The sequence below is a fragment of the Dyella jiangningensis genome (assembly GCF_003264855.1).
GTDB lineage: Bacteria > Pseudomonadota > Gammaproteobacteria > Xanthomonadales > Rhodanobacteraceae > Dyella > Dyella jiangningensis_C.
Map to the genome: position 1 here is coordinate 1,385,365 of NZ_NFZS01000001.1, position 25,792 is coordinate 1,411,156.

26 protein-coding genes are annotated in these 25,792 nt (G+C 66.9%); 5 read left to right on the top strand and 21 right to left on the bottom strand.

Features of this window, described 5'->3' with window-relative positions; all coding sequences use genetic code 11:
• The first annotated feature begins 12 nt into the window (after positions 1-12).
• Positions 13-3,192: a hypothetical protein gene (locus CA260_RS06170; protein ID WP_146745289.1), complete on the top strand. Its 3,180-nt coding sequence runs from the start codon at positions 13-15 to the stop codon at positions 3,190-3,192.
• A 27-nt stretch (positions 3,193-3,219) separates the two neighbouring features.
• On the opposite strand, the gene CA260_RS06175 is transcribed toward CA260_RS06170, so the two are convergent.
• The 15 genes from CA260_RS06175 to CA260_RS06245 all read right to left on the bottom strand — a co-directional run bounded on the left by CA260_RS06175 (position 3,220) and on the right by CA260_RS06245 (position 16,242).
• Complete coding sequence (locus CA260_RS06175; protein ID WP_111981483.1) at positions 3,220-3,786, bottom strand: GNAT family N-acetyltransferase; 567 nt, start codon at positions 3,784-3,786, stop codon at positions 3,220-3,222.
• Positions 3,783-4,250 (bottom strand): GNAT family N-acetyltransferase, encoded by a 468-nt coding sequence (locus CA260_RS06180; RefSeq protein WP_111981484.1) that lies wholly within the window; start codon positions 4,248-4,250, stop codon positions 3,783-3,785. Before CA260_RS06180 ends, CA260_RS06175 begins: the two co-directional genes overlap by 4 nt.
• Entirely contained in the window at positions 4,244-4,840 is a 597-nt protein-coding gene (locus CA260_RS06185) for a YdeI/OmpD-associated family protein (RefSeq protein ID WP_111981485.1), read from the bottom strand. The genes CA260_RS06180 and CA260_RS06185 overlap by 7 nt, the downstream gene beginning before the upstream one ends.
• 16 nt (positions 4,841-4,856) lie before the next feature.
• Positions 4,857-5,342 carry a GNAT family N-acetyltransferase gene (locus CA260_RS06190; protein WP_111981486.1) on the bottom strand — a complete coding sequence of 162 codons (486 nt, stop codon included), beginning with the start codon at positions 5,340-5,342 and terminating at the stop codon, positions 4,857-4,859.
• Entirely contained in the window at positions 5,339-6,607 is a 1,269-nt protein-coding gene (locus CA260_RS06195; protein WP_238149700.1) for a metal-dependent hydrolase family protein, read from the bottom strand. Before CA260_RS06195 ends, CA260_RS06190 begins: the two co-directional genes overlap by 4 nt.
• Positions 6,608-6,722: 115 nt before the next feature.
• Positions 6,723-7,097 (bottom strand): hypothetical protein, encoded by a 375-nt coding sequence (locus CA260_RS06200; protein ID WP_146745290.1) that lies wholly within the window; start codon positions 7,095-7,097, stop codon positions 6,723-6,725.
• Positions 7,098-7,140: 43 nt separating this feature from the next.
• Positions 7,141-7,902 (bottom strand): LytR/AlgR family response regulator transcription factor, encoded by a 762-nt coding sequence (locus CA260_RS06205; RefSeq protein WP_111981489.1) that lies wholly within the window; start codon positions 7,900-7,902, stop codon positions 7,141-7,143.
• A complete protein-coding gene (locus CA260_RS06210) occupies positions 7,899-9,164 on the bottom strand; it encodes a sensor histidine kinase (RefSeq protein ID WP_425479698.1) in 1,266 nt (421 codons plus the stop codon). Before CA260_RS06210 ends, CA260_RS06205 begins: the two co-directional genes overlap by 4 nt.
• Positions 9,165-9,311: 147 nt before the next feature.
• Positions 9,312-9,941, bottom strand: coding sequence for a GIY-YIG nuclease family protein (locus CA260_RS06215; RefSeq protein ID WP_111981491.1), 630 nt, complete (start codon positions 9,939-9,941; stop codon positions 9,312-9,314).
• A gap of 81 nt (positions 9,942-10,022) precedes the next feature.
• On the bottom strand, positions 10,023-10,922 hold the full coding sequence (locus CA260_RS06220) for a hydroxymethylglutaryl-CoA lyase (protein ID WP_111981492.1): 900 nt from the start codon (positions 10,920-10,922) through the stop codon (positions 10,023-10,025).
• A 51-nt stretch (positions 10,923-10,973) separates the two neighbouring features.
• Positions 10,974-12,971 carry a biotin carboxylase N-terminal domain-containing protein gene (locus CA260_RS06225; RefSeq protein WP_111981493.1) on the bottom strand — a complete coding sequence of 666 codons (1,998 nt, stop codon included), beginning with the start codon at positions 12,969-12,971 and terminating at the stop codon, positions 10,974-10,976.
• Between the two features lie 227 nt (positions 12,972-13,198).
• Positions 13,199-13,717 carry a cupin domain-containing protein gene (locus CA260_RS06230; RefSeq protein WP_111981494.1) on the bottom strand — a complete coding sequence of 173 codons (519 nt, stop codon included), beginning with the start codon at positions 13,715-13,717 and terminating at the stop codon, positions 13,199-13,201.
• Between the two features lie 91 nt (positions 13,718-13,808).
• Positions 13,809-14,201: a VOC family protein gene (locus CA260_RS06235; protein ID WP_111981495.1), complete on the bottom strand. Its 393-nt coding sequence runs from the start codon at positions 14,199-14,201 to the stop codon at positions 13,809-13,811.
• Positions 14,202-14,246: 45 nt separating this feature from the next.
• Positions 14,247-15,032, bottom strand: coding sequence for an enoyl-CoA hydratase-related protein (locus CA260_RS06240; RefSeq protein WP_111981496.1), 786 nt, complete (start codon positions 15,030-15,032; stop codon positions 14,247-14,249).
• Between the two features lie 118 nt (positions 15,033-15,150).
• Positions 15,151-16,242 carry an MBL fold metallo-hydrolase gene (locus CA260_RS06245; RefSeq protein WP_111981497.1) on the bottom strand — a complete coding sequence of 364 codons (1,092 nt, stop codon included), beginning with the start codon at positions 16,240-16,242 and terminating at the stop codon, positions 15,151-15,153.
• Positions 16,243-16,543: 301 nt separating this feature from the next.
• Between CA260_RS06245 and CA260_RS06250 the strand changes: the two genes are divergently transcribed.
• The 3 genes from CA260_RS06250 to CA260_RS06260 are packed head-to-tail and all read left to right on the top strand — an operon-like array spanning position 16,544 to position 18,917.
• Positions 16,544-16,789 carry a FeoA family protein gene (locus tag CA260_RS06250; protein WP_111981498.1) on the top strand — a complete coding sequence of 82 codons (246 nt, stop codon included), beginning with the start codon at positions 16,544-16,546 and terminating at the stop codon, positions 16,787-16,789.
• The gene (gene feoB, locus CA260_RS06255; protein ID WP_111981499.1) at positions 16,786-18,621 is read left to right on the top strand and encodes a ferrous iron transporter B; all 1,836 of its coding nucleotides are present in this window, start codon (positions 16,786-16,788) and stop codon (positions 18,619-18,621) included. The genes CA260_RS06250 and feoB overlap by 4 nt, the downstream gene beginning before the upstream one ends.
• Entirely contained in the window at positions 18,618-18,917 is a 300-nt protein-coding gene (locus tag CA260_RS06260; RefSeq protein WP_111981500.1) for a DUF6587 family protein, read from the top strand. Before feoB ends, CA260_RS06260 begins: the two co-directional genes overlap by 4 nt.
• A gap of 45 nt (positions 18,918-18,962) precedes the next feature.
• On the opposite strand, the gene CA260_RS06265 is transcribed toward CA260_RS06260, so the two are convergent.
• The 4 genes from CA260_RS06265 to CA260_RS06280 are packed head-to-tail and all read right to left on the bottom strand — an operon-like array spanning position 18,963 to position 23,436.
• On the bottom strand, positions 18,963-19,919 hold the full coding sequence (locus CA260_RS06265) for an SRPBCC domain-containing protein (RefSeq protein ID WP_111981501.1): 957 nt from the start codon (positions 19,917-19,919) through the stop codon (positions 18,963-18,965).
• Positions 19,916-20,284, bottom strand: a complete 369-nt coding sequence (locus CA260_RS06270; RefSeq protein ID WP_111981502.1) for an ArsR/SmtB family transcription factor — start codon at positions 20,282-20,284, stop codon at positions 19,916-19,918. The genes CA260_RS06265 and CA260_RS06270 overlap by 4 nt, the downstream gene beginning before the upstream one ends.
• Before the next feature lie 54 nt (positions 20,285-20,338).
• Positions 20,339-21,748 (bottom strand): hypothetical protein, encoded by a 1,410-nt coding sequence (locus CA260_RS06275; protein WP_111981503.1) that lies wholly within the window; start codon positions 21,746-21,748, stop codon positions 20,339-20,341.
• A complete protein-coding gene (locus tag CA260_RS06280; RefSeq protein WP_111981504.1) occupies positions 21,745-23,436 on the bottom strand; it encodes a molecular chaperone HscC in 1,692 nt (563 codons plus the stop codon). Before CA260_RS06280 ends, CA260_RS06275 begins: the two co-directional genes overlap by 4 nt.
• 106 nt (positions 23,437-23,542) lie before the next feature.
• Between CA260_RS06280 and CA260_RS21105 the strand changes: the two genes are divergently transcribed.
• Positions 23,543-23,710 carry a hypothetical protein gene (locus CA260_RS21105; protein ID WP_172461736.1) on the top strand — a complete coding sequence of 56 codons (168 nt, stop codon included), beginning with the start codon at positions 23,543-23,545 and terminating at the stop codon, positions 23,708-23,710.
• Positions 23,711-23,723: 13 nt separating this feature from the next.
• On the opposite strand, the gene agaR is transcribed toward CA260_RS21105, so the two are convergent.
• Positions 23,724-24,527, bottom strand: a complete 804-nt coding sequence (gene agaR, locus CA260_RS06285; protein ID WP_111981505.1) for a transcriptional repressor AgaR — start codon at positions 24,525-24,527, stop codon at positions 23,724-23,726.
• A complete protein-coding gene (locus CA260_RS06290; RefSeq protein WP_238149619.1) occupies positions 24,524-25,783 on the bottom strand; it encodes an amidohydrolase family protein in 1,260 nt (419 codons plus the stop codon). The genes agaR and CA260_RS06290 overlap by 4 nt, the downstream gene beginning before the upstream one ends.
• Positions 25,784-25,792 lie beyond the last annotated feature (9 nt).

The window sequence follows — 25,792 nt, forward strand, 5'->3', positions numbered from 1 at the left end:
AGGAAGGCTGCCATGGAGCTTAAGGACGACCAGCCGCGATACGGCAGGGGACTTGCCTCTATCTCGCCGGCGATGCCCTGGTGGCGCGCGCTGGTCGTCGCATGCCTGTTGCTGGCGGGTATGGCTCATGGAGCGGACGCGTCACCCCCCAGCTATTTCATGACCACCTCGCAACTGGCCGATCCGCTGAAGCCGTTTGCGCATCTGCCCAGCCATGCGTCGGTGCGGGTGCAGGCGGCCGTCATTGCACTTCCCGACCCGCTGGAAACACGGCTTGGGCGCGCCTTCGACGTGGAGGTTGGCGCGGTGATCAGCGCCTTCCAGGCCAGCGGTTATGCACTGGATGGTTTTGCGTTGGCGTGGCCGCCGCGTAAGCCGAGCGATGGTGACAGCTACCCCAGCAGCAGTGATCCCGCACGCACCTTGCCCGGCGTGATGCTGTTCCGCCATGACAACTGGCGGGACTGCCACGCAACGCCGGACGCCAAGACGTTTTGCGGTTCGACCTATTACGCCTTGTTCGTCGTCGGTGAAACGCCAACCTCCGGCGTGCATCCCGAAGCCTTCAAGGTGGCCGCGCGCTGCGCCATGGCCGTGGATGGCATGCAGCGCCTGGGGCAGGCTGCCGATGTCGCATCGCTCGATTGCCATCCCGGCGAACCGCTGAAACCGCCGGGTTGCGAGCATCAGCTGGACATCATCGGTCCATCCTTTTCCGGCTCGATGGAATCGATGGCGGCTGCGCTTGGCAGGGTTGCTGCCGATGTCGCCGCCGGGCCATGCGCGAACGCCGGTCCCCGCGGGATCAGGATCCGTCTGGTGTCGCCTTCGGCAAGCATCAACAACAACGACGAGATCAAGTACCACGCGTATCTTGCGCCGTCAGACCTGCCGTCGTTCAAGGTGTCGTTCGAGTACCGCGCGTTGGCGTACAGCGTGGCCGACCAGATGGACACGGTGATGGACTATCTGGAGCCGCGTCTGGGCCCCGATGGCAATGTCGTCGTGCTCAGCGAAGAATCGAGCTTCGGCGAAGGTGCGCGCAACCTCGCCACGGATCGCCTTGGTGCTCGCAACGCCATCTGCACACGGCGCAGCGACGGTGGAAACGCGGCCGCGTTGCATTGCTGGGGGCACCTCGTCAACGTGCAGTTTCCGCCCAACATCGCGGCGATCCGCGCCGAGCACGTAAAGGCGAAGCAGGCCGACGATGCAGAGCGCAAGCAATTGCTGCCCGACCGCCTGCTCGAACTCGATCTCACTGGCGTGGACAAGAGCGCCGACCAGCCGCCGACCTACCAGCCAAGCCTCACCTCGCGTTCGGACGAGCTCATGCTTTACCAGACGTTCGATGCGCTCAAGAAATACATCCGTCCCGCGGCCGTGATCATCGTGGCGACCGACGTGCGCGACCGGTTGTTCCTGCTCAGCGAAGTGCGCGACCTGTTGCCGGGGTCGCTGCCCATCGTGCTCGAGCAGGACAACCTGCTGGCGCATCCGGACTATCGCGACATCAGTCGTGGCAGCATCACCATGCCTGCCGGGCAGAGCCTGATCTGCCTCAACAGCGACAACGAGCCGATGCCGTGCCCACCGGGCGAAGGGAAACGCAGCCTGTCATCGACCGGCGAGGACACGTGGAAATGCCCCCTGGTCCCGCGGCATTTCGCGTTCGCCACGGATTACGCCGCCAACATGTTTCGCGCCGCGACGCGGTTGGCGAGGCTGCAGTATCTCCCCGCGGAGAAGCAGGACACGTTCACCGCAGCCGATGAGACCTGGCTGGCACCGCCGATGCTGGTGGCCACGCTGGCCGGCTTTCAGTACGTGGATGCCAAGAGCAAGCCGTCGGCCACGGCCATCGCGACCAATCCCTGCAAGACCGCACCGTTGCCGGAGGGTCGACAGGACATCCTCATCGTTGCGGACGCCCGCATCCAGTTGCAGGAGCCGGTGTATCTGGCGATGACCTTGTTCTTCGCCGTGATGCTTACGGTGGCTTCGTGGCTCATGTGGAATGGCCGCGATATCTCGCTGGTGTCGTTCCCCGTCTGCCGCCATGCCCTGCGATGGATGCGCGTGACGCCGAACACCACGGAAGCGTTCCGCAACACGTCGTCGGGATGGCTGTTCGCGTGGCTGACCTTCGCCTTGGCGGGGTTGGTGATTGCAGGTGGCAAGGTACTCACGATGCTGCCGCCGCCTTCCTATGGCGACACCAATCTCGCCCATGGCCGCGATCTGTGGGCGCTGCTGGCCTTGTGCCTGGGCTATGGGTGTTTCGTCGCGTTCGCGGCCCTGCGCGTGCTCGACTGGAACACGCACAGCAACGTGCTCGCCCAGGCGATGGGTGACGGCTCGCGCTTTGGCGTGCGTCTCAGGCAGCAGGGCCATTGGCACGCCGTAGCGGGTGCGCTGATCCTGCTGATATGCCTGCCGCTGAGCGTCAACGACATGACGCCCACGACCACCGATCGCCCATGGATTTCCGAGTTGAGCGGCATCTTCGCGTTGGGCGGCAGCGCATTCTTCTTCGTGCTGCTGGCTGAAACGTTCGATCGCTGGCGGCGGACCTGCCTGGAGCTGGCCAAGGTGATTCCGCTCGTGCGCGAAAAGGAGTCGAAGCTTGCCGAATGGCCCACGCCGTGCCTGCTCGATGAGCGTCCGCGCAGCCCGTTCAACATCGTCATGCGCAGCGACAACTACGATGCATGGCGCAAGCAGCCCTTGTCCGAGTGGGCCACGCAGACGCGAAGCCTGCTCGACCAGGCGTGGCCCTTCGACACCAGCGGACCGTCATTCGTCATCTGGCAGGCACAGCTGGTGGCGGAGATGAAACTGGCCGCAGCCGCCGTGCGCACCTGTGCGTGGTGCGCCGTGCTGGGGGCGACGCTGGCCCTGCTGCTGATGCAGGTCTATCCGCCGGTCTACCCGCGGCTGCAGACTACGGTTGCCACCGTCCTGCTGGGCGTGTCGTTCGCGGCCATCGTGTATGCGGTGCTGCAGCTGGAGAAGGATGCGCTGCTTGGTCGCATGTTCACCGCCGACAAGGATCACCTCACGCTCGGCGGCGCATTGACGGCGCTGTGGCCCAAGCTGCTCGCCTTCGGTTCCATCCTGGTGATGGTGTTCCTGCCCAGCGCGTGGGACTGGGTGGGCGGCCTGGTGAAGGCAATCAACACACTGCACTGAGCCGCCGCGCGCCGCGACGGCGCCGCATCATCGTGTGAGCCGTTCGCGAAAGGCCTGCGTTTCGGCGAGCGCGGGGAAGGGCGTCACGGGGCGTGGCGGATTCTCCGGTGGCTGCAATTCCTTCTGCCACACGCCCACATCCCACCATTGGCCCAGCTTGTAACCGCTGCTGCGCCACACGCCTGCCGGCGTGAAACCCATGGCATCGTGCATCGCCACGCTGCTTTCGCCAGGCAGGGTGATCACGCCCACGGCCTGGTTGATGCCTTGCAGCTTCATCACATCCAACAGGACGCCGTAGAGGCGGCGCGCGATGCCGCGGCGGCGCGCATCGGCGTGAACGTAGATGGACGTCTCGGCGATCCAGTCGTAGGCCGCGCGTTCGCGAAAACGACTGGCATAGGCGTAGGCCAGCACCCGGCCGTCTTCTTCCCACACCAGCCACGGGTATTGTCGCAGTCGCGTCACGATGCGCTCGCGCATCGCGTCGACGCCCGGCAGTTCGTTCTCGAAGGTTTCCACGCCGTGCAGCACCGAGGGCGTATAGATATCGTGTGCGGCCGCGGCGTCATCGGGGCGGGCGATGCGGATCATGCGAGCGATTTCTCCATGCAGATGCTGAGAGGGTTGGCGCGGTGGTCGCCGAACGGCGGACAGCGCCGGTAGCCGGCGCGTTCGTAGAGTTCGAGCGCTTCGGTCTGCGCCGTGCCCGTTTCCAGGCGAATCGTGGTGTTGCCGCTGCGCCTCACTTCGCGCTCCAGTGCTTCCAGCAACTGCTTGCCGAGCCCGAGGCCGCGGCAGGCGGGCAGCACGTACATGCGCTTCACTTCCACGTAGTCCTCATGCCGCACGCAGGCACCGCAGGCCACCGGCGTGCCGTCCACGCGCGCGGTGAGGAAGGTGACGTTGGGCTGCGTAAGCTCATCCACCGATACGGGATGGATATTGCCAGTGGGGTACAGCTCGGTGAGATAGCCATCCAATTGCAGGATCAACGGGGCGACATCGGTAGCAGTCGGGTCGTCGACGTCGAACTGCAGGGCGGGCGGGTTCAACATGATTCGTACTTCCAGTTGCGGCGCTTGCCTTCGGCCAGCCACTCCAGCGTGGTGGCCAGGCGCTTCTGGCGCGTGGCATCCGTCCTGGCTTCGTTGATCCAGTCGATGTACTCGCGCTGTGCGCCAGGCGGAAAACCTTCGAAGACCCTGCGCGATGCGCCGTGCTTGCGCTGGGCGAGCGCCGCGGCCAGATCATCCGGCACCACCGCTGGTGGCTTGGCCGTCGCGGTGCGCTTCGGCTTCACGCCGCCATCGATCAGCGACATGGCCTTCTTCACGTATGCGACCAGGGCCTTCTTCGCGGGCAGGTCCTTCAGCGTCGTGATCTTGCCGAACTGTCCCATGCCGTCGCCGGCTTCGCCCACCACGTCCTTGTGCTGCCAGAAGCCGAAGCTGCAGTGCTGCTTGAAGGCTGCCATGTTGCACAGGAGCGAACCCTTGTAGCTGAAGAAGGGCATGCTCCATTTCTGGCCTTCCTCCACGTCGGGACAGGCGTCGTGGACGACCTTGCGCAGGTGCTCCAGGATCGGCTGCGCGAACGGCGCCGCCTTGGCGATGTACGCATCGATGCGTGGATCATGGCTGGCCATTGAACAGGCTCTCTTCTCACAGTTCGCGTAGGTAGAACTGATCGCAGCTGAAGTGACCGGTGCCCCCCATGGGAGCACACAGGGTGGTAAATCCGTGTCTGCGATACAGCGCCTGCGCCGCATCCATGCCGGTCAGGGTTTCCAGGTAGCAGCGGCGGAAGCCGTGCGCGCGTGCGGCATCCAGGCAGCGCACCATCATCGCGCTGCCGGCGCCGATGCCGCGTGCCTCGGGCAGGAAGTACATCTTGCGCAGCTCGCAGACGTCTTCCTCGCCGCCTTCGAGTGGCGCCACGCCGCCACCGCCGATGACCGTGCCCTGTCGCTCCACCACGAAGTAGGCGCTGCGCGGTCGCGCATAGGCTTCGTACATGGTGTCCACTTCCGCATCGTGGATGGCGAAGCCCGGGCCATCGGCGCCGAACTCCGGCATCACGCTGCGGATGATGCGGGCCATGGCGGCGTTGTCGCGCGGCTCGATGGGGCGGATCGCGTAATCGGTCATGGCGTGTTCTGCGGCGTGCGGTAGACGGTGCCGTCCTTCATCACGAAGGCGGCCTGCTTGAGATCGTCGATGTGCGTGCTGGGATCACCGGTGAACGCGGCGAGATCGGCTCGCAGGCCCGGCGCGATGCGGCCGAGCTTGTCCTGCTGGCGCAGGATGCGCGCGGCCACGTCGGTGGCGGCATGCAGCGCCTGCGGCGCACTCATGCCGTCACGCACCATGTTGGCGGGCTCGCGCCAGTTGTCACCATGCGTGAACACGCCGACATCGCTGCCATTGCCGATGGTGACGCCCAGCTTGAGCGCGGTGCGGAACGCGCGCTCCGCTTCGCGCATGCGTGCGGTCGGTTCGCTCTGGCCCGGCACGTAATGCTCGAAGTACTGCGCGGTGGCCTCCACCGCGGTGAGCGTGGGCTCGTAGGCCACGCCGCGCTGTTTCATCAACTTGAAGGTGGACTCGCTGGCGCCGTAACCGTGCTCGATGCTGTCCACGCCGGCTTCCACGGCGAGATGCACGCCTTCATCGCTGGAAGCGTGCGCGGCCACGGGCCGCCCGGAGAGGTGCGCGGTATCCACGATGGCCTTCATTTCCGCGAGTGACAGCGTCGGCTGCGTGCTGCCGTCGGTGCCGACACGGTAGTCGGCGTAGAGCTTGATCCAGTCGGCGCCATGGCCCGCCTGTTCGCGCGTGGCGCGAATGGCTTCGTCCACGCCGCTCACTTCCTGCGCGCCGCCGGGCAGGTCGATATCGGGACGAAAGCCTCGCGGGCCCGGTCCGTAGCTTGCCGTCGCAACGATGGCGCGCGTGGCAATGAACAGGCGCGGCCCCGGGATCATGCCTTCGTCGATGGCGCGCTTGACCGAGACGTCGGCGAAGCCCGCGCCCTCGGTGCCGAGGTCGCGCAGCGTGGTGAAGCCGGCCATCAGCGTGGCGCGCGCATGCGCGGCGGCTTCCAGCGTGCGGTAGTCCTGCGGTTCCTTCAGCACCTGGTCGTTCCACAACGTTTCGTTGTAGGGGTGCAGGAACACATGGGAATGCAGGTCGATCAGGCCCGGCGTCAGCGTGGTGCCGGGCAGGGCGATGCGCTGTGCGCCGGCAGGGGCGTTGATCGAGCTGAGCGGGCCGACCGCGGAAATGACGCCGTCATGCACCAGTACGGCCCAGCCCGCATGGGCGGCGTCGCCTTCGGCCGTCCAAACGCGGTCGGGAACCAGCAGGACATCACCCTTGGCCGCGGCCGCCGTGACGGTGGACGAACCCGCCATCAGCACGGTCGCCAGCACGCCACCCCACACTTTCCAACGATTCCACCGCATCACGGGTCCCCATGCGTCGAAGGCCCGATTCTAGCCAGATGGGACAGGCCGGAGCGAGGTGGCTTCAGGGGGATGCGCTGGCCATGGCGGCGGCGAAGGGCGCGCAATCGCCATCGGAAGCCGCCGTGGCGGCGACGCAGCTGCGGAAGCCGGACGGCAGCGACGTGAAGCTCATGGTATTGCCTTCGCCGACGGTAAAGCGCTTGGGCGGCGACGGGCAGGCCGTGCTGGCCGGCGCGCAATCGTCGGCGACCACGGTGTAGTGGCACTGGCCGCTCTCGCTGTGCAGGCAGCGGAACGTGGCGAGCTGGCCGATGACGTGCACCTGGCTGTAGACCACGTCGTGGCCGTTGGCGATGGCATGCACGACGACGGTGCGTCCTCGTTCGCAGCCGGTGAGGCAAAGCAGCAGGCAGATCGATGCAATGAACTTGTTCATGATCATCTCGTGCGCGATGGGGTGCGCGTCGTGGACGGGTGGTTTACATGTTTCGGAACAAAGCCATGAAGGGCTGGCTCACCACCAGCGTCTCGGGCCGCTGCTTGAGCCGCAGCGTGCCCTTGCCCGTGTCGTCGCGGACGATAGACGCCACGGCGCGCAGGTTGACGATGGTCGAGCGGTGAATCTGCTTGAACGTGTTGGGGTCGAGCACGCCGGCCAGCTCGCGGATCGGCGTGCGCAGCAACGCTTCGCCATCGGCGGTCATGGCCACGGTGTACTTGTTGTCGGCGCGGAAATAGGCAACGTCGTCCACCATGATGAGTCGCGTCTCGCGGCCGTTGCTGGCGGTGATCCAGGTCAGCGGCGACCGGCCCGGGCCGCCGCCGGCGCTCAGGTCGCGCAGCAGCGCGGCGAGCGCCGTGGCGTCCGGCACGGCCGTGGCGCGCGCCTTGATGCGCTGCACGGTGGCCGTCAGTCGTTCCGTGGTGATGGGCTTGAGCAGGTAATCGATCGCGCCACGTTCGAACGCATCCACGGCGTACTGGTCATAGGCCGTGGTGAACACCACCTGCGTGCCGGGGCTGGCTTCGCTCGCGGCGGCGGCCACTTCCAGCCCGCTCAGGCCCGGCATGCGAATGTCGAGGAAGGCGATGTCGGGGCGATGCTGGTCGATGGCTTCGAGCGCGCTGGCGCCGTCGTCGCATTCGGCGACGATCTCCAGCTCAGGCCAGGTCGTGGCGAGCAACTCGCGCAATGCCGTGCGCAGCAGCACTTCGTCTTCGGCGATGATGGCGGTGGTCATGACGATACCTCCGCGCTCTCCTTGGCGACGCGCACCGGCACGATGATGGTGCTGGCCACGCCTTCGGGCGCATTGCTCACCACCGACAGCGAGGCTTCGGGGCCATAGATGAGGCGCAGGCGTTCGCGCACGTTCTTGAGGCCGATGCCGGTGCCCCCGCTGGCGCCGGTGAAGCCCAGGCCGTCATCCGCCACGGTGATCGCCACCTTGCCGTCGTCGCGGCGTGCGCGGATCCACACCGTGCCGCCACCGGGCTTGCGCTCCAGGCCGTGCTTGATCGAGTTCTCCACCAGGGTCTGCAGCATCATCGGTGGCAGCGAAATCGGGCGCAGCACGTCGGCCACGTCGATCTCCAGCGAGAGGCGCGGGCCCATGCGCAGCTTCATGATTTCCAGATAGGCCCGCGTGCGTTCCAGTTCGTCGCCGACGGTGGACAGCGCGTCTTCGGTCAATGGCAGCGAGTGGCGCAGGTAGTGGATCAGATGGCCGAGCATCTGGTCGGCCTGCGCGGGATCGGTGCGCGTAAGGTACTGCGCGCTGGCAAGCGTGTTGTAGAGGAAGTGCGGCTCCACCTGCGCATGCAGCAGGTTCAGGCGGGCGACGGTGCGTTCCTTCTCGCTTTCCGACTGCGCGGCCCGCGCTTTTTCGTGGCGGCGCTTCTCGGCGACGCGGCGGGTGATGGCGCGGGTGATCGCTTCGGCATTCTCCAGATTGGTGCCGTCATCCACGCGGAACCAGTCGCTCCATGCGCCGGCTTCGGGCTCGCAGATCAAGGTGACGCTGCTGCTGCCGTCGCCTGGCGTCACCGTGGCGAAGATCTGGTTGCGCAGGTGGCCGAACCAGGTGCCGGGGTCCAGTTTTCCGAACGAGCGGTGGCCGTAGGTGATCGGTCGCTGCACCTTGGCGCGGACCTGCAGGCTGTCGCGCGCGCTTTCCACTTCTTCCGTACGTGGAAGCTCGCGGATGGCTGCGTCGAGCAGATCGAAGGATTCGTCGGCATCGAAGGGAATTTCCACGCGGCGACGCTGACGGTTGCCGAGCGTGTCGTCATCGATGCGGCCGGCCACCAGGCGTACGCGGCGCAGGTGCGATACGGCGCCGGTGACCACCATCAACAGGGCGATGAAGATCAGCAGCACGACCATGCCGCCCATATCGTGATGCCGGAACGGCGGACTGTCGGCGAGCACGAGGGCCACGAAAAGCAGAACCAGGAACCAGGCCACGACCAGTCGTGCAACGAACATCAGGCTCTTCAACACGACACGACCCTGTGAAATGGCGATGGGGAGGAGGATACCCAGCCTCGTCGTCACCGGAAGCGGTCCGGCGATGAAACGGGCGTCCGGGCGACGAAACCGGGGAACGTCGGGACGAAATGCGAAGCGGAACGGACGCCAGGGGATGCCCTAGGGAGCGTAAAGCCCGCGATGGGGGCCGTAGCGGTACCACTCGACGACGGATTCGGGCAGCAGATCCGTGAGTGGCAGCCCCGTGGCCTCGCACATGGCCAGCGTATCCAGCAAGGCCAGTTCCATCGGGCCGGAGCCGGGCAAGCCGGCATGTTCGCGCTCCAGCGAGGCCTCCGCCAGCATCCGTTCGCTCCAGTCGTAAAGCGCGTCGGCCCGCTGGGACAGCTGGGCGGCCAGCCAGGGGCGCAAGGGATGATGGAGCGTCAGGCCTTCGTCCCGTGCAAGCTGGTGTGCCAACGACGTGACCTCGTCGCCGATGCCGCGATACCACTCGGTGTGTCCCGCGGCCGAGGCCGGCACCACCAGCGGGGCGGGTGCGCGCTGCTCGATCCACGAGGTGAGAAACAGGCGCTCGATGCGGCGTGCATGCGCCACGCGATCCACCTCGACCAGCAGCCCTCGTTCCAGGTCGAAGAACTCGAAGAAGCGGCGATGGAGCGTGCGGAAGCGTTGCAGCGGTTCGCGGGAAAAGCCGATCTTCAGCAGGTCCTCGTCGCGACAAGGCAACACGTAGACGTAAGCACGCCCGCGCGAGGCAAAGCGTGGTTCGGTGAATTCCTCATCCATGGCAAAGGGTCGGATGCTCGTGGCGCTGCGCAAGGAGAGGCAGGATGCACACGCCCCGTCTCACCGCCACGGACTCGCCTGCTAGGCCGCGGTGCGCGCGCGCGTCACGCGGCTTGCCGTTTCCTTGTGCAACTGGCCGGCGAGCCACGCGCCGGTGGCGATCAGGATGTCCAGGTCGATGCCGGTGTGCAGCCCTAAGCCTTGCAGCATGTACACCACGTCCTCGCTGGCGACGTTGCCCGTGGCGCCCTTGGCGTACGGGCAGCCGCCCGTACCCGACACCGCGCTGTCCACCACGCGCACGCCTTCTTCCAGGCACGCGAGGATATTCGCCAGCGCCTGCCCGTAGGTGTCGTGGAAATGGACGGCCAACGCCGCCATGGGCACTTCCTGCGCCACCGCATGGAGCATGGCGCGCGCCTTGGCCGGCGTGCCCACACCGATGGTGTCGCCGAGCGAAACCTCGTAGCAGCCGAGCTCATGCAGGCGGCGAGCCACGCGCACCACGTCACTCACCGGCACCTCGCCCTGGTAGGGGCAACCAAGCACGGTGGAGACATAGCCGCGTACTTTCACGCCATCGGCTTTCGCACGATCGAGCACGGGCATGAAGCGCTCGATCGACTCGTCGATCGAGGCGTTGATGTTCTTGCGATTGAATGCTTCGGAGGCCGCGGTGAACACGGCGACTTCCGTCACGCCCACGGCACGCGCGCGCTCGTACCCCTGTTCGTTCGGCACCAGCACGGGAAAGCTCACGCCCGGCACCTTGCGGATGCCCTGGTAGACCTCCGCCGCATCCGCCATCTGCGGCACCCACTTGGGGCTGACGAAGCTGGTGGCTTCGATGGACTTGAGGCCGGTGCCGGAGAGGCGGTCGATCAACGCGATCTTCACGTCGGTCGGCAGCAGCGTTTTCTCGTTCTGCAGGCCGTCGCGGGCGCCGACTTCGACGATGCGTACGTGGTTGCTCGTGTTCATGGTCGAAGCCTAGCTCGTGGGAGGTACGGGCAATGTGAGCGTGCGTGGGGTTCAGTCGGCGAAGCGCACGAGGATCGCGTCGGCTTCGACGAAATCGCCCTGCGCCGCGCCGATGCTGGCGATGGTGCCGGCGCGCGGCGCCTTGAGCGCGAGCTCCATCTTCATCGCTTCCATCACCAGCAGTTCCTGGCCTTCTTCCACCGTGTCGCCCGCGTTGGCCTTCACCAGCACGATGCGGCCGGGCATGGGCGCCACCACCTGGTTGCCACCGCCGCCTTCCTTGGACTGCCACGCAAAGGCGGGTGCGCGTTCGAACGCGTGGCGGTTGCCGTCGGCGTCGTGCACGGTGATGCGCGCGGCATCGACGCGTACCGGGACGCGCAGTGATTCGCCATCGAAACGCGCGCTGAGGGTGGCGTCGTCGCGGCGGGCGCCGCGGACTCCAGCGCTGTCTTCGCCATGGCGCAGGCGATAGTCGCCATCGTGACCGTAGGCTTCGACTTCATGACGTTGGCCGTGCAGCGACAGCGCGACGATGCGCTTGCCGGCGTGCCCGACGCGCCACGCATCGGCACGCGCCCAGGGCGAATGGGGATCCGTGCCGTTCGACGATCCGGTGACGACCGCCTTCTCTTCATCCATCAGTGCCGACACCGCCGCGGCAAAAAGCACGCGGGCGCCGGGTGCGGTGTCACCGGCGAGGAATTCCGTGAGATGACGATCGAGATAGCCCGTGTCGATGCGGCCTTCCAACACCACCGGGTGGCGGGACAGCCGTTCGAGAAAGGCGATGTTGGATTTCGGGCCGACGATTTCGCTGGCCATCAATGCATCGCGCAGACGCTGCAGGGCCTGCGGGCGATCCTGGTCCCACACGATCAGCTTGGCGATCATCGGGTCGTAGAAGATCGTCACCGTGTCGCCCTCGATCACGCCGCCATCGATGCGCACATGGCGCGACGGCGCGGGGAGGCGAAGCTTCAGCAGCTTGCCGGAGCCGGGCAGGAAATTCTGGTCGGGATCCTCGGCGTAGAGGCGCACTTCGATGGCGTGTCCGCGCGCGTGGATCTGGTCCTGCGCGAGCGGCAGTGCTTCGCCGGCAGCGATGCGCAGCTGCCATTCGACGAGGTCCAGGCCGAGCGTTTCCTCGGTCACCGGGTGCTCCACCTGCAGGCGCGTGTTCATCTCCATGAAGAAGAACTCGCCGTCCTGTCCGACGATGAATTCCACCGTACCGGCGCCGACATAGTTCACCGCCTTCGCGGCGGCTACGGCGGCGGCGCCCATCGCGGCGCGGCGCGCGCCGTCGAGGAAAGGCGAGGGCGTTTCCTCCAGCACCTTCTGGTAGCGACGCTGCGCGGAGCATTCGCGTTCGTTGAGGTGGATGACATTGCCGAGGGTGTCGCCGAACACCTGGAATTCGATATGGCGCGGGTGATCGACATAGCGTTCGAGGATCACGCGGGTGTCGCCGAAAGCGCTGGCCGCTTCGCGCTGCGCGGAAGCCAGCGCGTCGGTGAATTCCTTTTCGCTGCGCACGATGCGCATGCCCTTGCCGCCGCCGCCCGCGGCCGCCTTGATCATCAGCGGAAAACCGGTGCGACGCGCCTGTTCGGCGAGCACCTCATTGGACTGGTCTTCGCCGTGATAGCCGGGTACCAGTGGCACGTCGTGCTTTTCCATCAGCGCCTTGGCGGCTGCCTTGGAACCCATCGCATCGATGCTTTCCGGGCGTGGACCGATGAAGGCGATGCCGGCCTCGGTGCACGCGCGCGCAAACGCGGTGTTCTCGGAAAGGAAGCCATAACCGGGATGGATGGCCTGCGCACCGCTCTTGCGCGCCACCTCGAGGATGGCATCGCCGCGCAGGTAGGATTCGGTGGGGCGCGGGCCGCCGATGGGCCATGCTTCGTCCGCCAGGCGTACGTGCTGCGCGTTGGCGTCGGCCTGCGAATACACCGCGATGGTGTGGATGCCCAGGCGCCGGCAGGTACGGATCACGCGGCAGGCGATCTCGCCGCGGTTGGCAATGAGTACGCGCTGGAACATGCGGCTTCCGGGGTCGATGCGAAGCTGCCAAAACTAGCAGATTGCCGCGGCGGAGCCGATGCGCGGCGCAGCAAAAAAGCCTTCTGTAGGAGCGCACCCAGTGCGCGACCGCAGCGCCATGTCAACATCATGGTGCGTGGTTTTCGCGCAGAAGTGCCGGATAAGGCGTCAGCGCTTCGTGGGTTTATCGCGCACTGGGTGCGCTCCTACAGTGAAACGGCGAGGTGCTATTCGCCTTCCCAATACCCCACGGCGAGTTCCGCCTTGCTCACATGGCGGAAACCTTGCGGCTTGCCGTCGGCCGTGGGCGGGTACTCGGCCATGATGCCGAACTTGCCGGTGTCGGGGTATTCGCAGATTTCCGGCGATTGCTTGGTGCTGACGGCGAGATAACGCATCTCAGTGTCGCCGGTGTTGATGATCTGGTGCGCCGCTTCGGGACCACCCGGCGGGCAGGCGATGATGTCGCCGGCGCGGATGGCGTGGCGCTCCTCGCCGATGCGTACTTCGCCGGTGCCTTCGAGGATGAAGAACATTTCCTCGTTCACGCGGTGGCAATGCAGCGGAAAGGCGCGCTTGCCGGGCGGCACGGCGGTGATGTTGTAGCCGAGCTTCTGCGCGCCGATCTGCATCGAGAGGCGCCCCATGCGTGCTTCAAAGCGCTCGGCGGTCTCGCCCGTAGGGCCCATGCCGGGCGGGAAGGGCTGCAGTTCGACGTCGGCGATGTTCATGATCGGGCGCGGCATGACGGGCATCCTCGGGGAAGAGAAACCCGAGTATCCCTCCAACGCGCCGATGCTGCCGGTGCAGGAAGCCACGGTTGCCCGCAACCGCCGTTTACTCCGGACGGTGGCAGACCGCTTCGATGTTGTGGCCGTCGGGATCGAGCACGAAGGCGCCGTAATAGTACGGGTGATAGTGCGGACGCAGGCCCGGTGCGCCGTTGTCCTTGGCGCCAGCGGCCAGGGCCTCGCGATGGAACGCATCGACGGTGGCGCGATCGGGCGCCGTGAAGGCGACATGCACCGGGCTGGCCGGATGACCGTTGTGTGACGTGCCGATCCAGAACGTCGGCTTGCCGTCGACCCCAAAACCGGCGTGATCGCCATCGCCGGTCTGCTCGGACGTCACTTCCATCACCAGCGTCGCGCCCAGCGGCTCCAGCACCCTTCGATAGAACTCGCGGCTGCGTTCGAAACCGGAAACATGCAGGCCGATGTGATCGAGCATGGCGTCACTCCTTGTGGGCGTTCGAAGCGGGAAACCGATGTTCTGTCAGCACCAGCGCGGCGCGCGCTTGCCGAGGAAGGCACCGAGACCTTCCTGGCCTTCGTCCGAAACTCGCAGCCGCGCGATCAGCGCGGCATTGTCTCGATCGATGCGCTCGGCGGCTTCCTCGGTGGCACCCGCCATGCGCAGGGCCAGTTGCTTGGCTTCCGCCTGCGCGATGGGGCCGGCCTTGGCGAGCAGGGCGAGCGTGGCGTCGACTGTTTCGTCCAGCTGTTCGGCAGGCACGCAGCGGTGCAGCAGGCCGATCGACTGCGCGGTGGCGGCATCGAACAGTTCGCCGGTGAGGAACAGGCGGCGTGCATGGCGCAAGCCGATCGCATGGATCACGTAAGGCGAGATCACCGCGGGCACCAGTCCCAGCTTCACCTCGGTAAGTCCGAAGCGCGCGCTGTCCACGCCGATGGCGATATCGCAGCAGGCAATCAGCCCCACGCCGCCGCCGTACGCGGCGCCGTTGACGCGGGCAATGGTCGGCTTGGGCAGGTATTGCAGCGTGCGCATGAGGCTCGCGAGTCGCAGCGAATCCTCGCGGTTCTCCGCTTCGCCGGCCGAGGCCATGCCGCGCATCCAGTTGAGATCCGCGCCCGCCGAGAAGCTGGCGCCATCGCCGGTGAGCACCACCGCGCGCACCGCTCCATCGCGGCCTGCGGCAGCAAGCGCCTCGGAGAGTTCCGCGATCAGCACATCGTCGAACGCGTTGTGCACCTGCGGGCGATTCAGGGTGATGCGGCGAACGCCCGCGAGGTCGGCGATATGGATGTGGTCGGTCATGATCGGCTCCATGGGATCGCGACATCTTAGGGCCGATCCGTTCGCTGCGCGCCGTTCCGGTGCAGCCACGGCAAGGCTCGGCTGTTTGCACCAAGCCCTCGCGATGGAGCGTGCCGCGTCAGTCCTTCGCCGGCAATACCAGGAATTCGGCGGCTTCCCGCGCCGATCCCTGCCAATGGCCGGGCGCCACGTCACGCCACCACGGCTGCACGCTTTCCACGCGCGATGGCTCCACGGCTTCGCCGAGTCGAGGCATCACCAGGCCCTCCGGTGCCTTCGCGAGCAGGACTTCCGCCGGTTCGGCCCAAGGATGCATGGCAAGGTTGAACGTGCCCCAGTGCACCGGCAGCAGCTTGCCGCTGCCGAGTTGCCGCCATGCATCGACGGCGTTGTCGGGCCCCAGGTGCACGCTGCCCCAGGAAGGATGAAACGCGCCCACTTCGATCATGACCAGATCGAACGGGCCCAGCCGTTGGCCGATCTCGGCGAAATGCGGAGAGAGGCCGGTGTCGCCGCTGAAGAACACCGAGTGCCGCTCGCCGCGCAGCACGAAGGACGACCACAGCGTGGCATTGCGGTCGCGCAGGCTGCGGCCGGAGAAATGATGCGAGGGCGCGGCGGTGATGGTGAGCCCGCGTGGCAGCGTGATGCGTTCCCACCAGTCGAGCTCGGTGATGCGCTCCGGCGGCACGCCCCAGGCTTCCAGATGCACACCGACGCCCAGGGAGGTAATGAAGGGCACGCCAAGCTTCGCCAATTCGCGGATGCTCGGGTAGTCGAGGTGATCGTAGTGATCGTGCGAGATCAGCACGGCATCGAGCGGCGGCAGCGCGCTGATGTCCACCGGCACGGGCTGGAAGCGCTTGGGCCCGAGGAAGGAGAACGGCGATGCGCGCTCGCCCCACACCGGATCGGTGAGGATGCGCACGCCATCGATTTCCAGCAGCACGGTGGAATGGCCGAGCCAGGTGGCACGCAGGCCGGACTGGACGGGGCGCGTCCAGCCTTGCCGCGGATCCAGCGCAGGCAGCGGCCGCGCAGGCGTGCGTCCTTCGCCGCGGAACACGAAGTCGGCCAGCGATGGGCGCTCCTCCGTCACGCGTGGCGTGCTGGCGGGGTAAGTGTTGACGAAACCGCCCTCGGCGTACTGCGCCGACGACTGCATGCGTTCGAGCCGGAGACCGGTTGCCTGTCGCGAAAACCAAGCCATCGAAGACCTCTTCACGGAAGAGTGGGGTGATGCCGCGGTTTGGCGCATGGACGTGGGGCACGTCACGCGCCGGCGCTGCGGCATGGGGTAGTTCTGCTATCGGGGTGGCGCGTGGGTTTCCCAAGGCGCCGGAAGGATCACCGTGCCGTTCGTTGGGTCTGGCGCCGTTTTTTGCCCGGGCGCAAGCAGCTGCAGCCGGCGCGCGGAGCACCGCGACGGTTTCCAGCGGCAACCGGCCACGCTGCAGTCGGGGGACGACTCGGATACAATGCGAACCATTCTTATTTGAATTTGGTGACCAGTGCGCCTGTCCGACCTGCCGAAAGGGGCTACTGCCGTGGTGGACCGAGTGGACGATGCTCATGCTTCCGACCCGATCGCGCAGCGCCTGCGCGACCTGGGGTTCGTGGCGGGTGAGCCGGTGCGCCTGGTGGCGGTCGGGCCGATGGGCGCCGATCCGCTGCTGATCCAGATCGGCTCGACCCGTTTCGCGCTGCGCCGCAACGAAGCGGCGCGCGTGACGGTGCATGCGGAGGCCGCGGCATGAGCGCGGGCACGGTGCGCATCGCCCTGGTGGGCAATCCCAATTGCGGCAAGACGGCGCTGTTCAACCAGCTCACCGGTGGCCGCCAGAAGGTGGCGAACTATGCCGGCGTCACCGTCGAGCGCAAGGAAGGCCGCTTCACCGCGCCTTCGGGTCGCGTGCTGCAGATCCTGGATCTGCCGGGCACCTACAGTTTCGACGCCACCAGTCCCGACGAGCAGATCACGCGCGACGTGCTGGAAGGCAACTACCCGGGCGAAGCCGCGCCGGACCTGATCGTCTGCGTGGCCGACGCCACCAACCTGCGACTGCACCTGCGCTTCGTGCTGGAAGTGAAGCGGCTGGGCCGTCCCGTCGTGCTGGCGCTGAACATGATGGACGCCGCGCGTCGCCGCGGTGTCGTCATCGATGTCCCCGAACTCTCGCGCCGGCTGGGCATGCCGGTGGTGGAAACAGTGGCGGTGAAGCGCGATGGCGTGAAGGCGCTGATCGCCCGCGTGGACGGCGAGATTCCCGACGCCGCGCCCGCCCGGCCGGACGACGCGGCCAGCCGTGCCGATCTGCACGCGCAGGTGCGCGAACTGCTGGCGGCCACGGTGACCATGCCGCGCGCCACCGCCGAACTCGACGACGCGCTCGACCACTGGGCGCTGCATCCGGTGTTCGGCCTGGCGATCCTGTCGGTGGTGATGTTCCTGGTGTTCCAGGCCGTGTACGCCGCGGGCAAGCCGATGACCGACCTGATCGGCGATGGTTTCGGCTGGCTGGGCGAACACGCCACCGCGTGGATGCCGGCGGGGCCGCTGCAGAGCCTGATCGTCGACGGCGTGTTCGGCGGCCTCGGCACGGTGATCGGCTTTCTGCCGGAAATCCTGGTGCTGTTCTTCTTCATCCTAGTGCTGGAGGAATCCGGCTATCTGCCGCGCGCCGCGTTCCTGCTCGACCGGATGATGGTGTCGGTGGGGCTCACCGGCCGATCGTTCATCCCCCTGCTGTCGAGCTTCGCCTGCGCCATCCCCGGCATCATGGGCACGCGCAGCATCACCGATCCGCGCGACCGTCTCGCCACCATCCTGGTCGCGCCGCTGATGACGTGTTCGGCGCGCCTGCCGGTGTATGCGTTGCTGATCGGCGCGTTCATTCCCACGCGCAAGGTGCTCGGCATCTTCAACATGCAGGGCCTGGTGCTGTTCGCGCTGTATGCCGCCGGCATCGTCGGCGCGATGGTGGTGGCCTGGGTGATGAAGAAGCTGCGCCGCGATCGCAGCGAGCATGCGCTGCTGATGGAGCTGCCTTCCTATCGCCTGCCCAAGCCGCGCGACGTGGCGATCGGCCTGTGGGAACGCGGCATGATCTTCCTGAAGCGCCTCACCGGCATCATCCTGGGGCTGACCATCCTGATGTGGTTCCTCTCCAGTTTCCCGGCGCCGCCCGCGGGCGCGACGGGGCCGGCGATCGACTACAGCGCGGCCGGCTACATCGGTCGCGGCCTGCAAGTCATCTTCGCGCCGCTGGGCTTCAACTGGCAGATCTCCGTGTCGCTGATCCCGGCGTTCGCCGCGCGCGAAACGGCGGTGGCCGCGCTGGCCACGGTGTATGCGGTGGGTGGCGAGGGCGCTGGTTTGCAGCAGGCGCTGGCCGCCAATTTCTCGCTCGCCAGCGCGCTGTCGCTGCTGGTGTGGTTCGCGTTCGCGCCGCAGTGCATGTCCACGCTCGCGGTGATCCGTCGCGAGACCAACAGCTGGCGCAACGTGGGCATCTCGTTCGGGTACATGTTCGTGGTGGCGTACGTGGCCTCGTTCCTCACCTACCAGATCACGAGCCTGCTCACATGAGCACCGGACTGCTGGTGCAGTACGTGATCATCGGCGTGGTCGTGCTGTGCGGCGCGCTCATCACTTTCCGCAAGCTGGCGCCGCAGCTCACCAACCGCTGGCTGGCGGCGCTGGCCCTGCATTTCGACCGCGCCGATCGTTCCGCCTGGCAGCGTGCGCTGGGCCGTCGCCTGCAACCGAAGCAGGCCAGCGGCAACTGCAGCGACGGCTGCAGCACCTGCGGTGCCTGCGGGCCCAAGCCGCCCGCCGCCGCACACACTGCGCAGCCGCTGGAATTCCGCCCGCGCGCGAAGTGATCCGCAGGCGCTGCGTGGCGCCTGCGTATGCCGTTTCGGCAGCGATCAGGCGCTGCCGGCCTGTTCGTAATGCGCGAGATGGCGGCTGAAGATCGGCCAGAACGGTTGCGGCTGTCGTCCCGCCAGTCGGTCGGCGAGTACGTCCAGGTGTGTGTGCCAGCCGCCGCTAGTGGTCGGTATATCGCCCGGTTGCAGGCGGCTGTGGGTCACCACGAGGCGTACCTCGTCGCCCTGTGGCGTCAGCTCGAAGCGGACTTCGGACGGTTGTGCCGGGTTGCCCCAGGTGAAGCCGAGCAGTCGCGGCGGATCGCATGCAGTGATCTGGTGCTGCGATGTGACGCCATCCGCGTGATCCCTGAAGCGCTGCGGCGCCGGCACGGGCGTGCGTGATAGTTCGACGTGGTGGAAATGCAGCTCGAACCGGCTGCCCACGTTGAGCTCCATCGCACCACTGGACAGCCACTGGCCCCGCTTTTCCGACTCGGTCAGATAGGCCCACACGCGTTCGATCGGCCCGGGCAGCAGTCGTTCGAAGCGCAGCGTGTCCGGCGCCACGAGCTGGCGGGTCGGCTGCTGGTGCAGGTTCTCCTCGAGGTGGCCAAGGATCATGCCCCAGCCCTGCTGCGTGGCGTCGGCCCAATCCGGCAGCACGTCCTCGTGGGTCAGCACGAGCTCGCAGCCTTTGCCGACGGGTGTGATGTCGAGGGTCACGCGTGTCACGGCGGGATCGAATTTCGGCACGGCGAAGGTGAACACCAGGCGGCGCGGACGATCGATCTCCAGGTATTCACCGACATGCTCCACGTCCTCGCCATCGCGACGGGTAAAGCTGAAACGTCCGCCGACGCGGGCGTCGATGGTCACGTCGACCATCTCGCCGCTGTCGGTGGCGAACAGCCAGCGACCGGCGGTGGTGGGATCGAGCCAGGCGTCGAAGACGCGCTCGGCGCTGGCGTCGAAGTGGCGGGTGAGGCGAAGGGAGCGGAGGGTGGTGGTGTTCATCGCGGCTTACCTTTGCGTGGGGGAAGGGCCGTGGCGAGATCCTCGGCCTTGAGCAGGGCGTCGAGCGCATCGAGCTGGCGGTTCCAGAACTGCTCGTAGAAGCGCAGCCATTCGTCGGCGGCGGCCAGCGGCGCAGGGTCGAGCCGGCAGACGTGGGTGCGGCCGCGCACGGCACGCTGTACCAGGCCGGCGCGTTCCAGCACCTTCACGTGTTTGGAAGCGGCGGCCAGCGACATGTCGAACGGCGCGGCCAGTTCGCCGATGTTGCGTTCACCAGCTGCCAGGCTGCGCAGCATGGCGCGCCGGGTGGGATCGGTGAGGGCCTGGAAGACGGCGTCGAGGGCGGGAGTGGAAGATTCAACCATGAGGTTGAATATCTGCCCATGAAGAAAGATTGTCAACCTTTTGGTTAAGCGTTCTCAGGCGGCCCGTCGATCCGCGACGCGAAGCACGGCCCGCTGGCGCCACAGGTCCCAGCACCAGGGCACCATGGCCAGCACCAGCAGGAACGGGAGGGTCACGTCCTGCTGCACCACGGCGCGCAGCAGCGGCACCAGGAGGAAGATCCCGACGCGGAACACATTGGGCGATACCCAGTCGCCCGTGGCCGAACGGCGCCAGAACCGCCGCAGGGCGAGCCACGCAGCGGGCACCAGTGGCAGCAGGAAGGCCAGGCTGTCCGGCTGCCACAGCTTGATGGCCGCGCCTGCCGCGCAAAGCAAAGGAACCAGCAGCAGGTTGAGCCAGGGCCAGCGCACCGCCACGTGCTCGGGATGGCCATGCCACGCGTCCAGTGGCAGATACAGCATCCACATCGCCCAAAGCAGGCCCGGGGCGAGGGCCACCCCCACCAGCACGTACACGGGCGTGAGATCGACGGACACGGCTTGACGACTGACGTCGTTGCCATTGGCCGGCGCAATGGCGATCAACAGACCGATGATCGCCGCGACGAACAGCGCAGTGAGCCAGCGCGTCACGCCAAGCGCCAGACGCGCACGCGTGACGCCGCCCTGCGTGGCATCCAGCCAGAACTGGACGCGGCGGCGATCGAACGATGCAGGCAGGTCGTTGAACTGGCCCTGGCACAGGCGCGTGATGAACTGTGCGCGTCTGTGCGCGGCCGACGGCAGGAAGCCCGCCATCCATACCGAAGGCCACGAGAACGGCCGGGTGAATTCGCCCAGCAGCGATCGGATCTTCGGCACCGTGAAGGTCTCGATGCCGACGCGGCGGCGCAGCGTTTCGTGATGCGCGCGCTGCATCTCCCACGCCAGTTGCATGCGTCGCGAAAGGCGCGCGAGCGACGCGGCATCGATGCGCGACTGCACGCGGTCGAGGTCGAAGAAGCCGAGCAAGGCTTCCTGGCAATCGACCGGCATGGGCGGTACTTCCTGGAACATGCGTTCCACGCAGCGCCAGCCGGTTCTCGCCTTCGCCTGCAACGACCAGAGAGCCGGTTGCGTGCGCAGCCATGCCAGCAAGGCCTCGGCATCGCCCTTGGTCCCGAGCGAAATCGCCTCCTGCGCCAGCGCATCGACGGCTTCCTGCGAGAGCAGCGGCTCGAGCAACGCGTGTTGGGTGATCTCCGGTTCCTGCGTGTTTTCCTGCAGCGTTATCGCCGCTTCCTGCTCCAGCGGGAACGCAGGCACCTGTCCGCCCTGCGAGCGGCATTGCGCCAGCGCGCGCTGGTACATCGCGTGCAGTTGCTGGAAACCTTCCGGATCTTCGTCGGGACGCGTCGCGCGCAGTCGCTGCGCATAGGCACGCTTGAGTGCGCGCTCGTCCGCGTCGCCCGACAGGCCGAACCATTCCAGTGGCGAACTCAAAGCGATTTCTCCAGCAGGTCCATCGCTTCGCCGAACAGGCGGCGATGTTCGCGGATCTGCGACTCGTCCTGGCTGTCCAGCACGCTGCGGAACTGCATGATCCACTGCTGCAACTGCTGGCGCGCCGATACGTATTCCTCGTAGAGACGTTCGGCACGCGCCAGCACGGCAAGGTTCTCCTGCTTGTCGCGCGGATGGATCTTGATGGCATCCAGTGCGGCAAGCCGCGCGCGGATCTCGGCCGGGTCGAGCACGCCGGGGTTCTGTTCCAGCACCAGTTCGTGGCGCGCGCCGGTGGCCTGCACGGTGGCTTCCACCTGCAGCACGCCGTTGACGTCGTAGGTGAAGCGCACTTCCACCGCATTCTCGATGGCGGTGCGTCGCGCCGGCAGCACGATGCTGAGCGAGCCGAGCTTGATGTTGCGCTCGACCATCGGGTTCTCGCCCTGGTAGACGTTCAATTCCAGCTGCGTCTGGTGATCCTGCACCGGCTGGAAGGTTTCCGCGCGACTCACCGGCACGGTGCTGTTGCGATGGATGATGGGCGCGAAAAATCCCTGCTGGTGTCCGCCCGCTTCGTCGCGTCGCGACACTTCGATGCCCAGCGTGTATGGGCACACGTCGGTGAGGATGATTTCATCCAGCCGTGCGTCGCGCGCCTTCAGGCCCGATGCGATGCACGCGCCGAGGGCGATGGCCTCGTCCGGATTCACATGGCGCAAGGGCAGGCGGCCGAACATGCGCGAGACCAGGCGCGCCACCAGCGGCATGCGGCTGGCGCCGCCGACCAGCACGATCTCGTCCAGTTGCGTGGGTTGAAGGTTGGCGTCGCGCATCGCGCGTTCCAGCGGCGCGCGCAGGCGATGCACCAGCGGTTCGCTCAGGCGCGCGAAGCGTTCTTCGTCGATATCCCAGGCGACGGCTTGCTCGCCGTACTGCCATTCGACGCTCGCAGCACCACCGTTGCCGAGCTGTCGCTTGGCGACTTCCAGGCGGCGGCGAAGCTGGCCGCGCTCCTGCGGCGAGAGCTTGGCCTGGTCGATCTGCCGTTCGCTGCAGACGGTCATTTCCAGCACGTCGAGGAAATCCTCGCCGCCTAGGAAGTTGTCGCCGGCACTGGCATGCACTTCCACCACGCCCTCGAACATCTCCAGCACGGACACGTCGAAGGTGCCGCCGCCGAGATCGAACACGAGGAAGCGCGAACCGTCATGCTTTTCCTGCAAACCGTAGGCGAGGGCGGCGGCGGTGGGCTCGTTGATCAGCCGTTCCACGCGGATGCCCGCGAGCTCGCCCGCGGCACGCGTGGCCTTGCGTTGCGCATCGGAGAAATAGGCGGGCACGCTGATCACCGCCTCGGTGACCTTCTCGCCGCTGGCCGCTTCGGCGTCCGCGATCAGGGCGCGCAAGATCAGGGCCGACAGTTCCTCCGGACGGAAGACATGCGGGCCCAATCGCGTCTCGCGCGGCGTGCCCATCCAGCGCTTGAAGGTGGCGACGCTGGCTGCCGGGTGGCTCACCATCCGGTCGCGCGCGGCCTGGCCCACGATCACGTGTCCGGCGTCGTCCACGCTCACCACGGAAGGCGTGAGATAGCCTCCCAGGGCATTGGGAAAGAGCACGGGGCCTTGTTCCCCGTAAGTGCCGATAAGCGAATGCGTGGTGCCGAGATCGATGCCGACGATCATCCCTGACAGTTCCCCCTGTAGGTACACGCCCAGTGTACCGAAGCCGCCGTCGCCTACGCGGCGAGACGGCAACGCCGCTAGAATCGCGCGGACCCCAGGAGCCGCCATGCATCCGACCAAGCCTCTCGACCCCTCCCTGCCTGCCGACGACGCCACGTCCAAGCACCCGCATCAGCCGGGCCAGGGTCTGCTCAACAACGAAGAGGTCGCGGCCCAGGACGAGCTTCAGCACGACGCCGCCCTGCGCGACTCGGCGCTGCGCGTGCCCCGCTGACGCTCCGACGCGGCTACACCAGCTGCGTCTTCACACCCTTGGCTTCCAGCGCCTGCACATATTCGGCGGGCGCGGCGTCGTCGCTGATCACCAGATCCAGGTCGCCGACCGGCGCGATCACCGACAGGCTGCGCTGGCCGAACTTGCTGGCGTCCAGCACGGCGACGGTCTGGCGCGAGACGCGGATCATCAGCGCATTGAGCGAGGCTTCCAGCGGATCGGGCGTGGTCACGCCCACGTCCGGGTCCAGACCGTCCACACCCAGGAACAGGCGGTCGGCGGAAAGGCGCGACAGCGCCTGTTCGGCGTCGGGACCGGCCAGCGAATAGGACGTCTGCCGCAGCAGGCCGCCCAGCATCATCACGCGCACCGATGGCAGCGCGGAAAGCTCCATCGCGATGTTCAGCGCGTTGGTGATCACCGTCAGCGCGGTCCACTTCTGCTGGCGGATCTGCCGCGCGATCTCCACGGTGGTGGAGCCGGAGTCGAGGATGATGGTGTCGCCGTCCTCGATCAGCCGTGCGGCGGCCTGGCCGATGCGGCGCTTCTGCGCGTGGTAGCGCGTTTCCTTGATGTTGAGCGGCGTGTCCAGCGTGGCAGGCGCCGCAGGCAGGGCGCCGCCGTGCGAGCGGCTGATCGAACCGGTGCGGTCCAGTGCCTCCAGATCGGCGCGGATGGTGACGGCGGAGATGTCGAACAGCGCCACCAGTTCGTCCACGGTGACCCGGCCTTGCTGGTTCACCCTCTCCACGATGCGACGGCGACGCTCTTCCACCAGCAGTTTGGGCGGCGGTGCAGCCTTGCGTCGAGTCGTCATGGGTCCATTCCTAGGAGACGGGCGGCGTTGTCGTGGTACAGCTTGCGCAGGATCTCGCGCGGCAGGCCGACGCCGTAGATCGACCAGCGCCCCTGCGGCGGCACGGCGGCAGGAGCGTAATCGAAATATTCGTCTTCTGTCTCCAGGAAACGGTAGTAGATCTCGTACAGCTCGTCGCACAGCAGCTGCTGGGGCACGTCGTTGCCGTAGGGCGGTGGCACGGCGTCGGTGCCGAACAGGATACGGTCCTGATAGCGCTCGAAGAAGCGCCGCGCGGTCCTGGGCTGGCGCCCCAGCTCGCCGATGCGCGCGCTGATGTCCACCTGCACGTTGGGGTGGCGCGCCATGCAGTCGTCGATGGCGACCAGGTCTTCCGCCTGGTTGCCCACATGCATCAGCACGAAGGTCGTACCCGGGTGGCGCGCGATCACGCGGTTGCGCGCGGCCAGCAGTTCGCGGTGGCTGGGGTATTCCGGGCCGTAGAACGACCAGTCGGGATGGCGCGCCAGTTCCTCATAGCGCTCGTTGGTGCTGTCGCCGGGGAGGAAGAATGCTTCCGGATCGGAGGTGTGGATGAAGACCGGCATGTTCAGCGCGCCGCAGGTTTCCCACATCGGGTCGAAGCGTGCGTCGTCCACGGTCACCAGCTCGCCCTGGTCGATGCCTTCACGCAGGTACAGGCCCAGCGTCTTGAGCAGCTTCAATCCTGCGGCGCCCACGCGATGCGCGTGTTCGATCGCCTCGGCCTGTAGCCGCGGATAGTCCGCCTCGCCGAACAGCGCGAAGGAGGGTTCGGTCATGGTGCGGAAGCGTCCGGGCGCCACCGCATCGAAGCGCGCGATGGTTTCCTCCAGCCCGCGACCAGTGCCGCCGGTGAGGTTGACCATGGTGCGGATGCCCTTGCGATCCATCAATGGCAACAGCTCGGCGGGATCGGCGAAGTAGCTCATCGCTTCGCCCAGCGACACGCCGCTGCGCGTTTCGCTCATCCAGCTCAGGTGCGTATGTACATCGATGACCGGGAACGCTGGCTTTTCCACGCGTGTGGAAGGCACGTGCAGCATGCTGCGTGGCTGGAAGTCGCTGAGGCGAAGGTGCTCGCCCTGCGGCGCCATCACTGTCTGCAGCGGATTCTTGCCGCTGCCGCCGGCCAGCATTGGCGGCGCGCAGCAGCCGCAGCCGGTGCGCGTGGCGGAGAGGATGCGGCGGCGCTCGGGGTCGAAGCGCCGCCGGTCGCGTGGGGTCGCGCGCAGCATCGTCACGTC